Consider the following 19652-nt stretch of genomic DNA (forward strand, 5'->3'; position numbering starts at 1 on the left):
ACAATCTGAAAGACAGCTTCTAGAAGGGATTATAGAAGTTGTCTTTTATTATTTCCTTCATATTTAGAATAAAACTTGTAGCTGAGGTTATTATAAGACTTATGCCGCATCCATATATATTTATGCTTGGGATTGCAGTTAAAATATATACAAGTATAAGATCTTCTATTGAGACTATTATTGAGTTTTTTAGAATTATATTTTGTTTTCCTATTCCATTCAATATACCAAAGGTGGCTATTGACAGGAAGCTTAACGGTGCACACATTGAAGCAAATCTTATATAGTTTCCAAGGTCGTTCCTTTTGTAGAAAATTTGTCCGAGCTGATGCGGAAACATGAAGCATACCGCCATGGTTGTGATACCTAAAAAGGCTGATATTTTCAGTACCTGTGAAATCCTGTTTTCAACTAAAAAGTAGTCTTTGGAGCTGAGTTTTTCAGATAGATCTGGAATTAGTACTATTGATATTGAATTTAGTATAGTTGATGGAAAAAAGACTATACTAAGTGACATTGCCTTGAATTTCCCGATCATTGAAAGGGCAATATTGTAGTCAATCCCGGAGGATACCAGTCTTCTCGGTATTATGAGTGCAGAAAGTGCAGAGAGTGCAGTTGACAGAAAGCCGTTTATACAAAGTGGAAATGAAACAACGAGTATGTCAAACAAAAGCTGGAACTTGTCTGGAACATAATTATTGGGAATTATGTATTTCCTCTTTTTTATTCTGTATACGGAATATAAAAGTACAAGGCTCGTAAATTCACCGAAAGTAAGAGTCAAATATGCAGCTGTTACAGTATTTTTTACACCTTTTAGAGAGAAAGCGGATATTATGCTTATTATTATGACTATTCTTAAAAATTTTTCAAATACATCTACAAATGCTGGAATTTTAACGTCTGATGTTCCATAAAAATATCCTTTCAATATACAGGAAAGTGAAATAAAAAACATTGCAGGACATATTACCTGTATTGAGTGAACAGCTCTTATATCGTCTATTATATTCATACCTATAAATTTTGCATTTATGAATACAAAGCATATTATTATGAGTGATAATATTGAATCAAATAGAAACGATACGGAGATTGATCCTTCTAAATTCGAGAAATCATCCTTTCCAAAGTATATGGCTGCCGTTTTTGAGATGGAAGTTACCATCCCGCCGCAAATAAGGCATATGAAAAGATCATAAATCGGCATTATAAGGTCGTAGAGACCCATGCCTTCTGCCCCTAGATATTTTGAAAGAATTATTGAAAATACAAAGGCAAATATGTTTGTTATTAGGTTCGAGAAAATCATAATAAGTGAACTCTTTAAAAATCTATCCTTTTTCATAAGATACTCCTGAGTTTTAAATTTGGGTTGAAATTCATGTATTTGTTAAATAATTATGATTTAACAGCAGGATATATTCTACAATTCGGATTATGTATATATAAATGAGCGTATATGAATAAATATCAGGAATATAAAATATATATATTTTGAAAGACATGAATTAGGAGATTTGAATATATGAAAAAGTTATTAAAGGTTACATTACTGGCAGGGTTGGTAATTTTAGCCGCATATGCAATAAAGATCTATTTTTATAAATGGCATCCTAGTATTGGTATTGATTTGATTAATAAAGATTTGAAAATAAGTCAAAAATACAAAGGATTGAAAGGTGCAGTTGATTTTACAACAGATGGGTTTGGAAATTATTATATAGCTTATAATACGGGGATTCAGTTTATAGACAGCAGTGGCAAAAGTCACAATTTAATTGAAAATAAAGATTTTGATATAAGCAGTATAGACTACAATGGGGGCAAAGTATATTATTCTTCTAAGGATAGTATATATTGCTATGATATGTTGAAAAATAAAAACGAAAAGTTTTTTTCTGGAATTCCAAACTATGGTGATTATAACAGGAGCATTGTGAGAGTCAGGGGAAATTTGATATATGTTTCAATAGGTGCTGCTACAAATTCAGGTGTGGTAGGCAATGATAATAAGTGGAAAGAAACGGAACCCTATTTTCATGACATGACACCTTATGATGTGACTTTGAAGGGTGAAAATTTTGGAGATAAAAATACTGGAGTTTTTCAAAGCTATAAGACAAAAAGTATAAGTGGACAGATAGTTTCTTCTCATTTTCCAGGGAATGCATCTATTATAACTATAAACCTTAACAATAGGAAAGCCAATACATTTGCCTGGGGTATAAGAAATGTGAAGGGCATGGATTTTAATGATGAAAACAAGCCTGTCTGTTCTGTAGGAGGTATGGAAGAAAGAGGCGCAAGAGCAGTATATGGTGACAATGACTACATATATGAAGTAAATGGGGGATATTGGTATGGATGGCCTGATTACAGCGGAGGGGATCCTATTACATCTCCAAAGTTCAAGAGCAGAAAGAATTTAAGCTTTGTATTTGAAAATCATCCTAATATGAATCCGCCGTCACCTGTGTATCAAGGGCAAAATGTTTCAAGTCTTGGAAGTCTTGCAGTTGACAGTTCAGGGAACATAGGAGAAAAAAACTGTATATTTTTTTATAACAGAATATACAACGCAGTGTATAGTTTTGAAAAATCACGAGTTGAAAAAACAGAATTGAAATTGAAAAAGGGATCAAATATAAGCAGTATGAAAATATATAATAAAAATCTGATGATGCTTGATAGCGGCAGTGGATATATGTATAGTATAAGTAGAAGAGATGCAGGTATAAAAGATATTAATTATGAACGTTTTAACAGTATATATGTATATCTTATTATATGCGGAATAGCTTCTATAGTGCTTGTATTAAGAATCAAACGAGATTGAAATTAATAATGAAAAGAGGTAAATCATTCTTAAGATGAAAGGAAAACTCGAGAGAACTTATGGTGGAGCGGTAAAAAAACTGTTTTTTGCAGTTAACCCTCTAAAGAAAAAAATAATGAAAACAAACTGCACAGTTCATAAGTTTATAATGATAAAATCTATTGAAATACTTAAAAATGACGGTTATTTAGAAGAGGCTGATTATTTTAGAAAAAATATACTTAGTTTAAACTCAGGTGTAAGTTGGGCTGATCAGGATTTTAAAAGTTCGAATCATTTCTATCATGTAAGTCGTGGAAAAGGATTATATGGTTTTTCAGATGCTCTTACAGAATGCACACGATATTATAAAAAATCAATTTTATTTTTGGAAAAAGATGATATTGATAAATCCATGTTTTATTTCGGAGCAGCCTGTCATCTTGTTCAGGATGTTACAGTTCCACAACATGTGAATAATAATCTTTTAAAAAGTCACAGAAGATTTGAAATGTGGATTATAAGTAAACTGATGTCCGATTATTCATTTACTGCAGTAGACAATCTTGTTAGATATGACACTATTGAAGATTATATAAAGAACAATGCAATAATGGCCAACAGTACCTATATAAAAAATTCCAGCATAAGATCCAGAGAGGAAAGGTATTGGAATATTGCATCAACCATAATCAAGGAGGCCGAGAGAACAACTGCAGGTTTCATGCTTGATTATTACGATAAAATTAAGCTGTTTTAAATTCTTCATTCATTTGAAGGATTTTTTTTTATTTTAGAGAATTTATCATATATGGGTCATTTACTTATTATGGAAAATACCGATTAGGGGGAGTTTGATGATTAAAAAGGAAATTTTTATAAACATGGAAAATGAAATATTTAGAGGAAATCTTCTTGACATAGGCCTGAAGAACAGCGGGATAGTCTACAATATATACAAGGAATTTAATCATGACATAAATCTTGAGTACATAAATGGGGAGGAAGAGGAAAAAAATATAAAGGAATCAAGTTACGATGTATGTATACTTATGTTTTCTTTGAGCTCAATATGGTCAAAATCTAAGAGAAGGTCCGTGATAGAGTGTGTTCACAAGTATTTGAGACATGGGGGCATGCTTTATATATGGGATATAGATAAAAAGCCGGGCAAATTGTTTATAGGAAATATAAAAATACTTATGCCGGGTAAGAAACTCAGAATTATAAAGATAAGAAATATAAATGCTGTTCAGAATGTTTCAAAGGAAATTGTTTTTAATATGATTAAAAAGTATTTTGAGATAAAGGAGTACAACTTCACCGAAAATATGTATCATATAGAAGCGATGAATATAGCAAATAACAGTGAGTCACTTAAAGAAGTTTCAGTCAGCGAGGAAACATAGATTGTGTCATGATACTGTTTTTTAGCGCCAAGGTGAGGTAAAATAAATATGTATATTGGTTTAAAAATGACATAACGAGGAGAAAATATATGAAAGTTGTACTTGTAGGCATAAATGCAAAATTTATTCACAGTAATCTGGCTATAAGATATTTAAAGGCATTTACCGGTAATTTAGAATATGAATGTATTTTAAAGGAATTTTCAATAAATGACAGAAAGGAAAGAATACTTGAAGAAATAATGGAAGAAAATCCGGATTTTGTAGGGTTTTCCTGTTATATATGGAATGTGGATTTTTCAATTGAAGTTGCGAGACTTATAAAACTTGTAGCACCTCAAGTGAGAATATGCTATGGGGGACCGGAGGTTTCCTATGAGCCTATAAAATTTTTGAAGAAAAGTTGCGGAAATTATGTAATATATGGCGAAGGTGAAAAAACGTACAGTGAATTAATTCAGGAGGAAATTAAATTCAGAAAATGCAAGTTGAATGAACATATGTTAAAGCTTCAAAATATAAAGGGTCTTTGTTTTAGGGACAATGACGGCAGCATTGTTATGAATGAAGCAAGACCTGAGGTGGACATGAATGAACTCGTATTTCCCTATGAGAAATGTGATGATTTGAAAAACAAGATAATATACTATGAAACTAGCCGGGGATGCCCGTTTAAATGTAGCTATTGTCTATCTTCAACAACAGGCGGGGTTAGATTTTTAAATATGGAGAGGGTTAAAAGGGAACTGAATTTTTTAATTGAAAAAGGATTTAAACTTATAAAGTTTGTTGACAGGACGTTTAACTGCAATAGCAAATTTGCCGTTGAACTTTGGAAATTTATAATAGACAAGGATACAGATGCCACCTTTCATTTTGAAATTTCTGCGGATATTTTAACCAATGAGGAGATAAAAATATTGAATAGTGCACCTAAAGGAAGGATACAGCTTGAAGTTGGTGTACAAACCACCAATTCAGAGGTGCTTTCGAATATAAGTAGAAATGTTGAATTTTCTTGTATTAGAGAAAAGGTTCGCAAGGTCGCAGAGCCGAATAACATAAGTCAGCATTTGGATCTTATAGCTGGTCTTCCAGGAGAAAATTTTGAATCATTCAGAAAATCTTTTAATGATGTATACAGTATATCTCCATCTGTTATACAACTTGGATTTTTAAAGGTGCTTAAAGGTTCATCAATGAAAAAGAATGCAGACAGATGGGGTATAGTGTATTCGCCGTATCCACCTTATGAGGTGCTTAAGACCGACTCCATTATGTATGGAGAATTGAGAATTTTAAAAAGAGTGGATAAGATGGTTGACAAATATTATAATTCAGGAAAATTTTCACACATTATAAGTTACTTTGTAAATAAGTTTAATACGCCTTTTGATTTTTACAAAGAGCTTGGAGGATTTTTTTACGATAGTGGATATTTCAAAAAAAGTCTTTCAGCGTCAAAATACTATGAGGTATTTCTGGAATTCAATCAGAAATTCATGAGGCAGGATAGTTATTTGCTCCGGGAAATAATAAAATATGATTATTTGAAATTCAACAAAAAAAGGTGGCTTCCAGAATTTTTGTTTCAAAACAAAGTAAAGAGCGAGGAAAAATTTATAAGAGACAAGATAAAATCTGGTGAAATAGACATAAATGAAGATTATCATATTGAAAAGTTTTTTATTGACGTAGATAAATTAAGAGAAGAAAATACAGCAGTAAAAAAAGAGGAATATGTTATATTTTATGGTGAAAGTATTAAGACTGTAGTTTTGGATGGAAAGGGAGATGAACGTGTTTATAATTGAGGATAAGGCATTGGAATATGCACTTGAAAATAAAGGTGGATTTGTAGTAGATACAATTTCAGCATCGGGAGGATGCTGTTCAATGGATGTTAGAGAAATATGTGTGAGGTTTGTAGAAGATTTTCCAAAGAAATATAGAGGATACCAGTTGAGAACATACAAGGGTGTGGATGTTCTTATAGAAAATGGTCTTGAGGTAGAAGAGGATGTTATGATATATAAAAAAATACAGCTCCCTCTTATAGGAGTTGTATTTTCTGTGAAAGGAATTTCTGTAAAATATCTTTAGTTTGTAAGTTTGTAGAGTTTTTTTGCTCTTTCCATATAAAGTATTCCATCAAGATGGTCTATTTCGTGACAGAAAGCTTTTGCAAGCAGCCCGTCTGCTTCATAGGAGGTTTCTTTTCCATCAAGGTCTAATCCGGTTGCAGTTACTCTTTTAGGCCTTATTACAATGCCTTCATAGCCAGGATAACTTAAACAGCCTTCGATACTTTTTTCTTTTCCAACTTTTTTTATTATCTTTGGATTTATAAGAATTATGGGTTTGAAATTCTCTTCTTTCAAATCTATTAGTATAATTCTCTTTAGTATTCCTATTTGGGGAGCCGAAAGGCCTATACCACCTGGATCCTGATTCAAGGTGTCTTTAAGGTCCTTAGCCGTTTCGCGAATTGAATCGTCTATGTCAAATACCCTGCGGCTGACCCTTTTTAAAGTTTTATTTCCATATTTTAATACTTCTTTTACTGCCAAGCTGTGTACCTCCCTTCCTATATAAATTATAACATTCATCTGTATTTTCAATCAAATCATATGTGGCATTTTTTGAACCCTTGACATATGTGTCTGTTAAATATAAAATTTAGACTTGTATAAGTGTGAAAGGGAGGAGCGGGGTTATGACCATAAAAGATGAAGACATGGATAGGGAGAAAAAACATCTTGAAGATACGGAAAAATGGATAAAAGGTCAAATTACAGATATAACCCAGGAAGATTGCAGGCTCAAAGCGGAGATAGACAGTCTAAAGAAACAGTTTAAAGGAAAATATAATGATGAACTTGAAACTAAAAAGAAGCTATACAATATAACGCATCAGGGTCTTGAAAAATATATGGAAAGTCAGGCTAATCCTTATTTTGGGAGGATAGATTTCAGGGAATATAAAAGAGATGAGGAAACATTTTATATAGGAAAATTTGGACTTGGAGATATGGAAAATGGAGAAGAGGTTGTAATAGACTGGAGATCACCACTTGCGGATTTGTATTATAGTGGTACTTTTGGTGATGCATTTTATAGTGCGCCTTCAGGAATTATAAGTGGAAAGCTTAATCTTAAGAGAAAGTTTCTTGTAAGAGATGGAGAACTTAAAGATGCTTTTGATGATGGAATAAACAACATAATACTTAGGTCCTCAACACAAGATGGAAATGAACTTATGGATGAATTCTTGAAGCTGAACCTTGAGGGAAGTGTAAGTACTAAGCTTAAAGATGTAGTTGCCACAATACAGAAGGAACAAAATGATGTAATAAGAACTGAGAAAAATACTGCTCTTATAGTTCAGGGGTCTGCTGGATCGGGTAAGACTACAGTGGCGCTTCACAGGCTTGCTTATTTGCTTTACAAGTATAAAGACAAGATATCTGGAAGAGATATTTTAGTTATAGCACCAAACAGGCTTTTTTTGGATTATATATCCGAGGTACTGCCGGATCTCGGAGTAAACAATGTAAATCAGATAACATTTGAACAATTGTGCAGAGATATAATAAACATAAAATTTAAGATAATTACTAAAGACAAAAAGCTGTCTCTCATAGTTGGGGACTCAGATGAAAAATCGCTTATTGTTGAGAGCGCAGGACTTAGGGGAAGCATTGAATATAAGCGTTTTTTGGATGAGTATGTAGAGTATTTGGAAAACAAAGATTCAGATATAGATGATATAAAAGTTGAAAATTATATTTTGTTTGGAAAAGAGGAAATAAAAAGACTTTACTTGAAAGATATGACGAATTTTCCTATAAAGAGGAGAAAAGAAGAGATAGAAAGATATTTTAAACTTAAAATAGATGATAAAATAAAAAATATTCTTGGCAAAATTGATTTTACCTATGAGTATAATGCAGCAAGAGTTAAGAAAGTAATGGATGATTCAAAAGAAAGAAGAAAAAAGCTTTCAGACATATATGATGAGAGAGATGAAAAAAAGAAGAAGCTTGAGGTTTCTGCAAAGAAGTGTTTCGAGGAATATTTTAAAAACTGGAACAAAATTGACTCGAGAACTAAATACAGTGAATTTTTAAATGATGAAGAATTGTTTTTTAAAATAACACGAGGCGATATAAGTAAAAAGTTATGGCAATATATGAAATCTGAATATGAAAAAAACATTGAGGATGGTTTGATTGACAGTGATGATCTTGGGTGTCTTGTATATTTGAAGTTCAAGATCGAAGGGGTACCTGAAAAATTTAAATACAAACATGTTGTAGTAGATGAGGCTCAGGATTACAGTGAACTTCAGTATTGTGTAATGAAGGAAATTACGACGAATACTTCAATGACTATAGTCGGAGATATAGGACAGGGAATATACTGCTATAAAGGAATAAACAACTGGCAGGATTTGATTAAGGATGTGTTTGGTGATACTTTTAAATATGTAGAGCTTAGAAAAAGTTATAGATCTACTGTGGAAATAATGGAATTTGCAAACAAAGTATTAAAATTTCAAAAAAGCAATTTAAATCCCGCAGTTCCCATATTGAGACACGGAAAAGAACCTGAGATTATTAATTTCAATACAAACAGGGAATTTGGAGAAAAACTTGATAATGTTGTAGATTATGTATTAAAAAGCAATAAAAAGAGCATAGCTGTAATAGGAAAAGATTATAATCAATGTAGGAAAATAAGAGATTATCTTAGAAAATACAGCAGCCATAAATGGACGCTTGTAAAGGAAAATGATAAGGATATTAAACTTGATTTTATAATAATACCTTCATATATGACTAAGGGTCTTGAATTCGATTGCAGTGTGATTTACAATTGTAACGAAGAAAATTATAAGAAAACACGACTTGATCAAAGAATTTTGTATGTAATTCTCACAAGGGCGCTTCACTTTGAGTATGTGTTTTATTCAAGTAAGATTTGTGAAATGTTGAATTGACACAGTTTTGCCCGGGTTTTTATGAAGTTATTGGAAACTGCGTTTGACGGAGATTTAGAAAAGTCAAGAGCTAGTAGACATCTGTCTCCGGTGATATTGCAGAATAAGCTCGTCCAGTTTTTTACTGCATTTCACTACGCTTGTGTCCGTAAGGTTGTTTTCTCTGATAAGTTTATATAACATATCTTTTAATTTGAATATTTCAGTCTCTATGTTTTTCAAATTATTATCCATAACAATTACCTCGTAATTAAAATTTATTTAATATCTAATTATATTTTAACAGATAATATAAGATTAAACACAAATTTTGTAAGTCAATAATGTACACATTACTACAAGAATAAACATAATCTCTGTAGATAAGGTGTGGACTATTCTGTGGAAAAAATGTGGAAAACCATAAAATGTGTCTTTATATATTGATATAGAAGAGTATGTGAAAAGTCAAAAAAATAAAATATTGTCAAAAACTTTTTGTAATATTTTATAAAGTAAAACATATAACGTATTTTTTGAACTTTTGTGTTATAATATATGAAATCAAAAAAGTGTAGTGTAGCATATATAGACAGTGCATATCGGGAAAGATTAAATTAGGGGGATAATTATGGGAGTAACTGTAAAAAAGATGATAGAAGATCTAAATTTAGAGGTAATTAACAAGGGAGACAAAATAAATGATATAAATGTAAGTGATATAAATAGGCCGGGACTTCAATTCAGCGGATTTTACAATTACTTTGCGAATCAAAGAGTACAGGTTGTTGGAAAAGCGGAGTGGAGTTTTTTGGATGCAATGCAAACGGATTTGCGTGAAAAAAGGCTTAGAAAATATTTTGAGTTCTACAATCCATGTACGATAATAACAAGAAATCTTGAGCCTCATAAAGAGCTTTTATACAGTGCCAGGGAATATAAAAGATGGGTTTTGAGGACTGACATGATATCTACAAGATTTGTAAACAAACTTATGAATTACTTAGATTACAATTTGGCCCCGGAAACAAGACTTCACGGAGTACTTGTGGATGTGTACGGAGTTGGAATACTCATAACAGGTGAGAGCGGAATAGGGAAAAGTGAAACTGCACTTGAACTTATAAAGAGAGGACACAGACTTGTTGCAGATGATGCAGTTGATATAAAGGAAATAGATAGTGAACTTCATGGATCTTCTCCATATATAACCTCAGGTATGATAGAAGTGAGAGGCATGGGCATAATAGACATACCTGCACTTTACGGGTTGAGTTCTGTACTTAAGAGAAAGACCATTAATCTTGTTATATACATTGAACAGTGGAAAGAGGAGCAAAATTATGACAGACTCGGCATTGACAAAGAATATGTTGAAATATTGAATGTAAAGATAAGGAAACTTACTCTGCCTATAAGGCCTGGGAGGAATCTTGCAGTAATAATAGAAGCTGCAGCTGCTAATTTCAGATACAGCTTGATTTCAAAAGTGACTCCGGTAGATATAATAAGTGAAAGAATAAAACAGGTTGAGGATAAAAGGAATGATATAAAAGATGAACGAGAAGAGTGAGATGAGAAAAAGTTTTTTAGCTTTGAGGGATGGATATGATGTATTGTCTAGAAAAAGGCTTGACGATATTGTGTTTGAAAAGGTATTGGAAAGTCAAGAGTACAGAGGTGCCGGCTGTATATTCATATTTGTGAGCTATAAAAGTGAAGTTGACACACAGAATATAATAAAATTTTCACTTTCTTCAAAAAAGCGAGTATGTGTTCCAAAAGTAGTAGGACCGGGTATTATGAAAGCAGTTGAAATAAAAAAAATTGAAGATCTTGTTCATGGAAAATTCAATATACTTGAGCCTAAAAATACAGATAGTATAGTTGAACTTCAAGATATAGACCTTTGCTTTGTGCCTGGGGCGGTTTTTGATAAATTTGGAGGCAGAATAGGGTACGGAGGCGGTTATTACGACAGATTTTTAAAAAATCTTAGGCAAGACAGTATAACAGTTGGATTGTGTTACGATTTTCAAGTTGTTTGCAAAGTTCCAATGGAGAAGCATGATTTGCGTGTAGATAAAATAATTACAAATTGATGTATGCCACCGGATTAGGCTGGAAATGAGTAATAATTGTAATTTTTGAACAAAATAATTACAATTGTGTATTTTACTGATACAGCTGTACTGGTGGTGTTTTTTTTGAAAGTAATAGATATTAATAATTTTATAAATGTAGTTTGTGAAGACATAAGGGATGACAAATATTACTGGATTATTGCAGATGGAGATGAGATTGGAGAGATCGGAAAGTTTATAGATATTGATGATGAAAGCATAGATGACTGTAAAAACTTTTCTAAATCACCAAAGGTAAGTTTTTTTAATGATTATATATTCATACTTTTAAATGTACTTACCTATCCTCATGGGATAGTTGTTTCAAAAGAAGTATACATATTTTTAACAAAAAAGTATATAATAACAATTTGTAGGGGTAGTATAGATATTTTAAATCAACTGATTGATGATATAAAAAGTTCCAGAAATTGTTTTATACTTAAAGACAGACGCCAGCCGGATATACTTTTTTACTATATCTTTGACAGGATAATAATAAGAAATTATGAAATAATATCAAAGCTCGAGGCAAAGGTGGATGAAATAGAAATAAATATACTGAGAGATCCAAGAAAAGAACAGCTTAATAATCTTATAACACTGAGAAGGCAGGTGTATAAGGTTCGCAAGTACATAAATCCACTCAGGCACATAGGTGATAGTCTTGTTATGAATGATAATTTCATAATAAGCCGAGAAAATTTGAAATATTTTATAGGAATAAGCAAGAAGATAGAAAAACTTATGCTGTCTCTTGAAAGCCTTGTACAGGATCTTGCAATGGTGAGAGAAGCATTCGAATCGGAAGTGGCAAACAAGACAAATGAACTTATGAAGATATTTACTGTTGTAACCAGTATATTTATGCCTCTTAATCTAATAACAAGTATGTATGGCATGAATTTAAAGGGCATTCCATTTGTAGAAATGGAAAATGGATGCCATTATGTAATCATACTCATGGTTGTTACCGCATTTATTTTAATAGTTGTATTTAGGAAAAACAAGTGGATTTAGGACCTGTTGGAAAGTAATTTTAATGTTTGGTATAATATAACTGAAATATATGATTTATGTTTTTAATCCAATGGTTTATATAAATTATACGAGGAGAGATGAACATGTCAAAAAATTTGCAAAAAAAATATGATTATGCCTGGGATAAATATTCCAAAGATAATCTGAAAAAAGTATTTAAGCTTGCCGACGAGTATAAAAAATTTATGTCAAATTGTAAAACAGAAAGGGAATGCACAAGGGAATTCATAAAAAGAGCAGAGTCAAATGGATACAAAAATATCGAAGAACTTATAAAAAATGAATCGCGATTAAAGCCGGGAGATAAGGTTTATGCAAATAATAAGGATAAAACCCTAGCTCTTTTTGTAATAGGATCGGAAAACATAGAAGAAGGTATGAGAATACTCGGAGCACATGTAGATTCGCCAAGACTTGATCTTAAGCAAAATCCTCTTTATGAAGATACGGATCTTGCAATGTTTGATACTCATTATTATGGTGGAATAAAGAAGTACCAATGGGTTACACTCCCACTTGCAATTCATGGGGTTGTGGTCAAGAAAAATGGAACAAAAATAAATGTGGTAATAGGTGAAAATGATGATGACCCTGTAGTTGGGGTATCTGATCTTTTAATACATCTTGCAGGAGAACAGATGAACAAAAAAGCATCAAAAGTGGTTGAGGGTGAAGATATGAACATCCTTGTAGGCAGTATACCTGTAAAAGACAAAGATATGAAAAACAGAGTGAAAGAAAACATACTCGAGATATTAAATGAAAAGTATAACATGAAAGAAGAAGATTTTGTATCATCCGAATTTGAAGTGGTTCCAGCAGGAAAAGCCAGGGATTATGGAATAGATAGAAGTATGGTTATGGCTTATGGACATGATGATAAAATATGTGCATATACATCCTTTGATGCAATGATGAATGTTGAAAAACCTGACAAGACGTGTGTTACGCTTCTGGTTGATAAAGAGGAAATAGGAAGCGTGGGGGCTACGGGAATGCACTCCCGCTTTTTTGAAAATGCAGTTGCCGAGGTAATAGAACTTATTGGAGAGTACAGCGGACTCAAGTTAAGGAGAGCTCTCACAAATTCAAAGATGCTGTCTTCAGATGTAAGTGCCGCCTTTGATCCGAACTATCCTTCAACTATGGATAAGAACAATGCAGCCTATTTTGGAAAAGGCGTAGTGTTCAACAAGTATACTGGAGCAAGGGGCAAATCAGGATGTAATGATGCGAATCCTGAATTTATAGCCGAGATAAGAAAAATAATGGATGATTGCGATGTTTCATGGCAGACTTCGGAGCTTGGGAAGGTTGATCAGGGCGGTGGAGGAACCATAGCATATATACTTGCGGAATACAATATGCAAGTTATAGACTGCGGAATAGCACTTCACAATATGCATGCTCCATGGGAAGTGGCAAGCAAGGCCGATATATACGAGGCGGTAAAAGCGTATACTGCATTTTTGGAGAGAATTTAACAGAATGAAAAATATGTGGATGAATGTTCATCCACATATTTTTTTTAAATAGAATTTAGCTTGTTTAGAAATATTTCGATTTTATCTTCTTCAAGATATACTTGTCCTGGATATATACCATGCTTCGAGTCATTTTCATCAATTCCATGAAAATCGGAGCCGGCAGATACAATTTTGTGATATTCATTTGCAAAGTTTAATAACCTGAGTGTGTCATCCTGAGTATTTGCAGGATAAATTGCCTCTATTCCGTCAAAAGGCATACTTATGAGATCTTGTATGTTTGGTCCTTTTACAAGGACGGGATGTGCAAATACTGACATGGCCTTTGTTGATTTGAGAAGCTCAATTCCGCTTATTGTATCAAGCTTTTTGTTTGGCACATAAGCAGGACAGTCATCACCTATGAAACGTGAAAATATATCGTTGAATGTGTAATTGTAACCTTCATTTATTATGGATTTTGCAATATGAGGTCTTGCAATTATGCCTTTCGTGTCTCTGGCAACTTTTTCGAAGTCAAGGCGTATGCCGAAAAAGTTATATAAATTTTCTATTATTTTTTTTGCCCTTTCTCTTCGAAAAGCACTCATTTCCTTGAGAAAATTTTTAAATTTCAAGCTTATGCTTTCTAAATCTTTAAAATAGCCGAGTATATGAATACTTCTACCTTTGTATAAAGTTGACAGTTCTATTCCAGGTACAACTTTTATTCCTATTGTTGAACCTTGAAGGACGGCCTCCGAAAGTCCTGATACTGTATCATGATCTGTAAGTGACATGATGTCGAGTCCCTGAGCCTTTGCAAGATTTACCACTTCTGCCGGCGATAGTTTCCCATCAGAAGCATTTGAGTGACAGTGAAAATCACCTTTTTTATACAATAAAATCACCTGCCTGCTAAAGTATCTGATGTACTTATTATACTATTTTGCAGAAACGATGCAAATTTTATTTGAATTTTACAATTGCTCTATAAAGTAGGACAATTTCATGTAATTTCATAGAGTAATTAATAAAAAAAAGACCAAACTTATAATGCAAGGCAAAAAATAAGTCACTAAAAAAATTAGGAGGGATTATTTATGTCAAACAGCAGAGGAAACAAGGTACTTGTACCTCAGGCAAAAGAAGCTTTGAACAGGTTTAAAATGGAGTCTGCAAAAGAAGTTGGTGTAAATTTGAAAGAGGGATACAATGGCGATATTACAGCAAGAGAAGCAGGTTCTATTGGTGGAAATATGGTTAAGAAAATGATACAGTCTTATGAACAGGGATTGAAATAACTTTTGTAAATATATGGATTTAAACAGCTGATGGAAATAACCTCGATAAGTAAATGCATTTAAACTTTGGTTTTTGTATTTACTCATCGGGGTAATTTAAATTATAAAGTTTAATGAGGTGATAGTTATGTCATTGAAAAATGCAATGACGGCGGATTTTTTACGTTCTGCCTATTCGGGAGAAAGTATGGCACATATGAGATATTTAATTTGGGGTGAGGCTGCCAAAAAGGACGGCTTTCCGAATATATCCAGACTTTTTTATGCGATTTCAGATGCAGAGTGGGTTCATGCAAAAAATCATTTTAATGTTCTTGGTGACCAGATAGGAGATAGTACTGCAACTGCAGGAGGTGTATTTGGAATTACAAATACTGCTGAAAATCTTGAAGGTGCATTTAATGGAGAAATGCATGAAGTGGATCAGATGTATCCTGTATATCTTGAAACTGCAAGGTTTCAGAAGGAGAAGGAAGCAGAGAGATCTTTTTATTTTGCAATGAATGCGGAAAAAGAGCATGCAAAACTTTTTAAAAAGGCACAAAAGGCTGTAGAAAACGGAAAAGATACTGATTCTTCACGAATATATATATGTCCTGTCTGTGGATTCACAGTAAGCGGAGATGTACCGGAAAAGTGTCCAATATGTGGTGCATCAAAAAACATTTTTAAAGAATTCTAAAATTTATAAATAATTTTTTGGATTTAGGTAAAGCTAATGTATAGGTAATAGTTATTAAATCTAAAATCAATGTTTTAAGGAGTGATTACTGTGAATGATACAAACAGCAATAATAGTGAAAAGTCTTCTGTAGGGAGATATATTATAAGGCTAATAATTACAATGATCATACTGGCAATAACATCATTTTTAACGCCTGGCTTTAGTATAGTCGGTTTGTGGTCATATCTTGCAGCAGCAGTAGTAATAAGTGCAATAGACTTTTTTGTGGAGAAATTCATGGGAGTCGATGCATCACCTTTCGGAAAAGGACTGAAGGGATTCGTAATTGCAGCCATTATAATATATATAACTCAGTTCATAGTTCCAAATATGAGGGTATCTGTAATGGGAGCTATTTTATCGGCACTTGTTATAGGAGTACTTGATGCTATAATGCCTAGTGGTGTTATGTAGAACGTATTTGTCGAAAAAACAATAATATTACAGAAAAGCGGGTATTATATATTGAAAGCATGTAATACCCGCTTTTTAGTTTATTCATAAGTATGATATAATCTATTGTATAAATTATGAAATATAAACTGAATAGAGGTAATATTAAATGTTTGAATGGAAAGATAAATATAGTTGTGGAATAAAAAGAATAGATGACGAGCACAAAAGACTGTTTGAGATAGGCAGATCAATATATGATTCGATTAAAGGCGAGGACAATGTTATTTGTATTGACAATATACTTGATAATATTGATGCACTAAGAGATTATACTATTTATCATTTTGAAGATGAGGAAAGACTTATGCAGTTGTATTCTTATCCAGGATATAAACAGCAGAAGATGGTTCATGATAAGTTTATAGATACCATCGAAAATCTTGATGTGGATAAGATAGAGGAAAATCCTCAAGAAGAGGTACTGAAAATACTTGATTTTGTATACAACTGGATAAGCCAGCACATTTTAGGAATGGATCTTAAATTAAAGGATTATTTTGAAGAACTTAAGCCGTCTAAAATATTAAAGAACGGTTAAGCGGGTAGCTGATTATGTATAATGTTGAAAATATTTATAAAGTGAGGGAATCACATCTAAAATCACTTGCAGCAAGACAGAGTAGTTCGATAAAAAAAGTGAGTACTATGAGATTTTGCGTATTCATATTGTTTGCAGTGGCAGCAATTTTGTTTTATGAATATGATTATATTTACTTAAGCATGAGCTGTGTAGTCATGTTTGCAATTGTGTTTATATTTCTTGTAAAAGTTCACGGTAAATTCAAGTATAATCTTGAATTTACGAAAAAACTCATAAGCATAAATTATAAGTCCATTAAAAGGTGCAATGGAGAATGGATAAATTTTGAGAATGACGGTAAAGAATTTTTAGACAAAGAACATAGATATAGCTTTGATCTTGATGCGGTTGGCAGGGGTTCTGTGTTTCAGTGGATAAATACATGCAGTACACATTTTGCACAGGAAGAGTTAAATAATATACTGACAAGAGAAAAGTATCACAATAGCCGGGAGAACATAATGAACAGGCAGGAAGCTGTTGAAGAGCTTTCAAAGGAAATAAATTTCAGGCAGAGACTTGAATGTGAAGCTGATTTTGCAGGTGATGTACAGCATGATGAAATAGAAAAACTTCTAAAGCTGCTCAATGTACCACAAAAAAAAGTTTACACAAACAGATATATTATTACACTTTTTAAAGTTATACCTCCAGTCATATGGATTGTTATAGTTTTATCGTTTTTTTTAAAGATGCTTCCCAACTATGCAGGATATAGTGCTATTCTTATAGCTATACTCATTTTATCCTTTGATTTTGGGAACAGGGCTGAAAGCCTCGGTATACTTTTTATGCTGAAGGAAAATATAAGTTCTTATGAGAATATTATAAACATGATATACAGAAAAAAATTTTCATCCAAACTCTTAAACGAACTGTTGGAAATTTACAATACTAAAAGGTGTGCAAAACGTAAATTTATTCCAATGACTGAACTTGCAAAAATAGCAAGGAATATTGCGGAAAGAAAGAATATGATGTATATTCTTTTAAATATATTTTTCCTGTGGGATTACCAGTGTATGTTTTCACTTGAAAAATGGAAAACTGAGAATGGAGCAAGTGTTCAGGAATGGATTAGTACGGCTGCGAAAATTGAAGCTTTGTGCAGTCTTGCAGTTGTTAATTTTGATCACAGGGATTGGTGTCTGCCGAAAATCATGGAAAAACCATTGACTGTAGAGGCAGTATCAATGGCTCATCCACTTATAAGGGGAAAGGCTGTGCATAATGATCTTTACATAGGTAAAGGATCAAAGGTACTTATGATAACCGGTTCTAATATGTCTGGTAAAAGTACTTTTTTGAGGACAGCAGGCGTGAATTTAATGCTTGCTTATGCTGGTACGCGTGTGTTTGCAGAGCATTTTTCATGTTCAATAATGAAAATTTATACTTGCATGAGAATAAGTGACAATCTTGATGAGAATGTGTCTTCCTTTTATGGAGAAATTTTAAGAATAAAGTCAATTGTAGAGGCTGCAGGAAAAGGTGAAAGTATATTTTTCCTTTTGGACGAAATATTTAAAGGCACAAATTCTTTTGACAGGCACCTTGGAGCAAAGATACTGATAAACGAATTAAAGGACTTCAATTCATGCGGTATGGTGTCTACACATGATCTTGAATTATGTGATATGGAGGATAGCGGCGGTTCAGATATTAAAAATTATCATTTTAAGGAGTATTATGAAAATAATAAGCTTCATTTTGACTATAAAATAAGAAGAGGTGTTTCAAAAACTAGAAATGCACTTTACCTTATGAAAATGGCAGGAATAGATGTGCCTGATAATTTAAAGGATAAGCAGGGAGAATAATTCTCCCTGCTTGGTATTTTATTAGAAATTGTCTGAGAGAAGTTCAAAGTATGATTGTGGATGGGCACAGGCTGGACATAATTTAGGTGCGGAGGTTCCCTCATATATGTATCCACAGTTATTGCATTTCCATTTATACACTGTATCTTTGCTGAAAACTTTTCCTTCTTCAATATTTTTAAGTAATGTTCTGTATCTTTCTTCGTGATGTTTTTCAACTTCTGCAATTTTCCTAAAGACTGATGCTATAGCAGGGAAACCTTCTTCATCTGCCACCTTTGCAAATTCAGGATAGAGTTGACTCCATTCTTCATTTTCACCATTTGCAGCTGCTTTTAAGTTTGTTTTTGTATCACCAAGTGCTACTGGATATGAAGCTGTTATTTCGACTGCTTCCATGCACAGATCCTCATTTGCAAACTTAAAAAATCTTTTTGCATGTTCCTTTTCATTATTTGCAGTTTCTATAAATATATTTGAAATCTGAACATAACCTTCTTTTTTTGCGGCAGAAGCATAGAAGGTGTATCTGTTTCTGGCTTGTGATTCACCAGCAAAAGCTTTCATTAAATTTTCTGCAGTTTTAGTGCCTTTTAAAGATCCCATAAAATAACCTCCTAAATAATGTTTTTTATAGTATAGTACAACTATATATATAAATTCAATAAGTATTTTGTAAATCCTTCTTGTTTGATAATTTTTTTGTGTCAAGCATTTTTGAAAATGTCCCAAAAAGTTTTAATTATTAGCACCAGTTTTTTGCTGGTGCTTTATTGTTTTGATGCTATTAATTTAAGGTATGGCAAACAAACCTTAGAAACAATTAATTTTTAAAAAATAATTTCGTAAGTTTTTTATGCTATCTTTTCTTTTTGTCTATGAACTTGCTTATTACAGTAACGTTCAAATGAAGCCTGTTTCCATGGA

At 32.6% G+C, this 19652-nt stretch carries 20 protein-coding genes; 15 read left to right on the plus strand and 5 right to left on the minus strand.

The genetic code is table 11. From position 1 onward, the window contains the following. Window positions 1-19 precede the first annotated feature (19 nt). Window positions 20-1351 carry a stage V sporulation protein B gene (spoVB, locus tag AC4CVH_RS03220; RefSeq protein WP_490786273.1) on the minus strand — a complete coding sequence of 444 codons (1332 nt, stop codon included), beginning with the start codon at window positions 1349-1351 and terminating at the stop codon, window positions 20-22. Window positions 1352-1531: 180 nt separating this feature from the next. Between spoVB and AC4CVH_RS03225 the strand changes: the two genes are divergently transcribed. From AC4CVH_RS03225 to AC4CVH_RS03245, 5 genes are all read left to right on the plus strand, one after another. Further along, window positions 1532-2842, plus strand: a complete 1311-nt coding sequence (locus tag AC4CVH_RS03225) for a hypothetical protein (RefSeq protein WP_490786274.1) — start codon at window positions 1532-1534, stop codon at window positions 2840-2842. Between the two features lie 34 nt (window positions 2843-2876). After that, window positions 2877-3581, plus strand: a complete 705-nt coding sequence (locus AC4CVH_RS03230) for a zinc dependent phospholipase C family protein (protein ID WP_490786275.1) — start codon at window positions 2877-2879, stop codon at window positions 3579-3581. Between the two features lie 97 nt (window positions 3582-3678). Next, on the plus strand, window positions 3679-4230 hold the full coding sequence (locus AC4CVH_RS03235) for a class I SAM-dependent methyltransferase (protein WP_490786276.1): 552 nt from the start codon (window positions 3679-3681) through the stop codon (window positions 4228-4230). Window positions 4231-4319: 89 nt separating this feature from the next. Then, window positions 4320-6044 carry a B12-binding domain-containing radical SAM protein gene (locus AC4CVH_RS03240; protein WP_490786277.1) on the plus strand — a complete coding sequence of 575 codons (1725 nt, stop codon included), beginning with the start codon at window positions 4320-4322 and terminating at the stop codon, window positions 6042-6044. Then, window positions 6025-6333, plus strand: coding sequence for a hypothetical protein (locus AC4CVH_RS03245; RefSeq protein WP_490786278.1), 309 nt, complete (start codon window positions 6025-6027; stop codon window positions 6331-6333). Before AC4CVH_RS03240 ends, AC4CVH_RS03245 begins: the two co-directional genes overlap by 20 nt. Here the strand turns inward: AC4CVH_RS03245 and def are convergent. Continuing rightward, the gene (def, locus tag AC4CVH_RS03250; protein ID WP_490786279.1) at window positions 6330-6800 is read right to left on the minus strand and encodes a peptide deformylase; all 471 of its coding nucleotides are present in this window, start codon (window positions 6798-6800) and stop codon (window positions 6330-6332) included. The genes AC4CVH_RS03245 and def overlap by 4 nt on opposite strands. Before the next feature lie 146 nt (window positions 6801-6946). On the opposite strand from def, the gene helD reads away from it, so the two are divergent. Then, window positions 6947-9232 carry an RNA polymerase recycling motor HelD gene (gene helD / locus AC4CVH_RS03255; RefSeq protein ID WP_490786280.1) on the plus strand — a complete coding sequence of 762 codons (2286 nt, stop codon included), beginning with the start codon at window positions 6947-6949 and terminating at the stop codon, window positions 9230-9232. Between the two features lie 63 nt (window positions 9233-9295). Here the strand turns inward: helD and AC4CVH_RS03260 are convergent, their stop codons facing one another. Then, window positions 9296-9466: a Spo0E family sporulation regulatory protein-aspartic acid phosphatase gene (locus AC4CVH_RS03260; RefSeq protein WP_490786281.1), complete on the minus strand. Its 171-nt coding sequence runs from the start codon at window positions 9464-9466 to the stop codon at window positions 9296-9298. Between the two features lie 376 nt (window positions 9467-9842). Here AC4CVH_RS03260 and hprK point away from each other — a divergent pair, with 376 nt between their 5' ends. The 4 genes from hprK to AC4CVH_RS03280 all read left to right on the plus strand — a co-directional run bounded on the left by hprK (window position 9843) and on the right by AC4CVH_RS03280 (window position 13859). Then, window positions 9843-10784: an HPr(Ser) kinase/phosphatase gene (gene hprK / locus AC4CVH_RS03265; RefSeq protein ID WP_490786282.1), complete on the plus strand. Its 942-nt coding sequence runs from the start codon at window positions 9843-9845 to the stop codon at window positions 10782-10784. Next, window positions 10768-11313: a 5-formyltetrahydrofolate cyclo-ligase gene (locus AC4CVH_RS03270; RefSeq protein WP_490786283.1), complete on the plus strand. Its 546-nt coding sequence runs from the start codon at window positions 10768-10770 to the stop codon at window positions 11311-11313. Before hprK ends, AC4CVH_RS03270 begins: the two co-directional genes overlap by 17 nt. 96 nt (window positions 11314-11409) lie before the next feature. After that, window positions 11410-12354, plus strand: a complete 945-nt coding sequence (locus AC4CVH_RS03275; protein ID WP_490786314.1) for a magnesium transporter CorA family protein — start codon at window positions 11410-11412, stop codon at window positions 12352-12354. Window positions 12355-12458: 104 nt separating this feature from the next. Next, entirely contained in the window at window positions 12459-13859 is a 1401-nt protein-coding gene (locus AC4CVH_RS03280) for an aminopeptidase (RefSeq protein ID WP_490786284.1), read from the plus strand. Between the two features lie 44 nt (window positions 13860-13903). Here the strand turns inward: AC4CVH_RS03280 and AC4CVH_RS03285 are convergent, their stop codons facing one another. Then, on the minus strand, window positions 13904-14743 hold the full coding sequence (locus AC4CVH_RS03285) for a PHP domain-containing protein (protein ID WP_490786285.1): 840 nt from the start codon (window positions 14741-14743) through the stop codon (window positions 13904-13906). Window positions 14744-14944: 201 nt separating this feature from the next. On the opposite strand from AC4CVH_RS03285, the gene AC4CVH_RS03290 reads away from it, so the two are divergent. The 5 genes from AC4CVH_RS03290 to AC4CVH_RS03310 all read left to right on the plus strand — a co-directional run bounded on the left by AC4CVH_RS03290 (window position 14945) and on the right by AC4CVH_RS03310 (window position 18725). Then, window positions 14945-15145: an alpha/beta-type small acid-soluble spore protein gene (locus AC4CVH_RS03290; RefSeq protein ID WP_490786286.1), complete on the plus strand. Its 201-nt coding sequence runs from the start codon at window positions 14945-14947 to the stop codon at window positions 15143-15145. Between the two features lie 127 nt (window positions 15146-15272). Next, window positions 15273-15827, plus strand: coding sequence for a rubrerythrin family protein (locus AC4CVH_RS03295; protein ID WP_490786287.1), 555 nt, complete (start codon window positions 15273-15275; stop codon window positions 15825-15827). A 90-nt stretch (window positions 15828-15917) separates the two neighbouring features. Further along, window positions 15918-16283, plus strand: a complete 366-nt coding sequence (locus AC4CVH_RS03300; RefSeq protein ID WP_490786288.1) for a phage holin family protein — start codon at window positions 15918-15920, stop codon at window positions 16281-16283. Window positions 16284-16431: 148 nt separating this feature from the next. Continuing rightward, complete coding sequence (locus AC4CVH_RS03305) at window positions 16432-16863, plus strand: bacteriohemerythrin (RefSeq protein WP_490786289.1); 432 nt, start codon at window positions 16432-16434, stop codon at window positions 16861-16863. 14 nt (window positions 16864-16877) lie between these two features. Beyond that, a complete protein-coding gene (locus AC4CVH_RS03310; RefSeq protein WP_490786290.1) occupies window positions 16878-18725 on the plus strand; it encodes a MutS family DNA mismatch repair protein in 1848 nt (615 codons plus the stop codon). A 21-nt stretch (window positions 18726-18746) separates the two neighbouring features. On the opposite strand, the gene rbr is transcribed toward AC4CVH_RS03310, so the two are convergent. Continuing rightward, window positions 18747-19331, minus strand: coding sequence for a rubrerythrin (rbr, locus tag AC4CVH_RS03315; RefSeq protein ID WP_490786291.1), 585 nt, complete (start codon window positions 19329-19331; stop codon window positions 18747-18749). Between the last annotated feature and the right edge of the window lie 321 nt (window positions 19332-19652).

The sequence above is a fragment of the Clostridium pabulibutyricum genome (assembly GCF_058242705.1).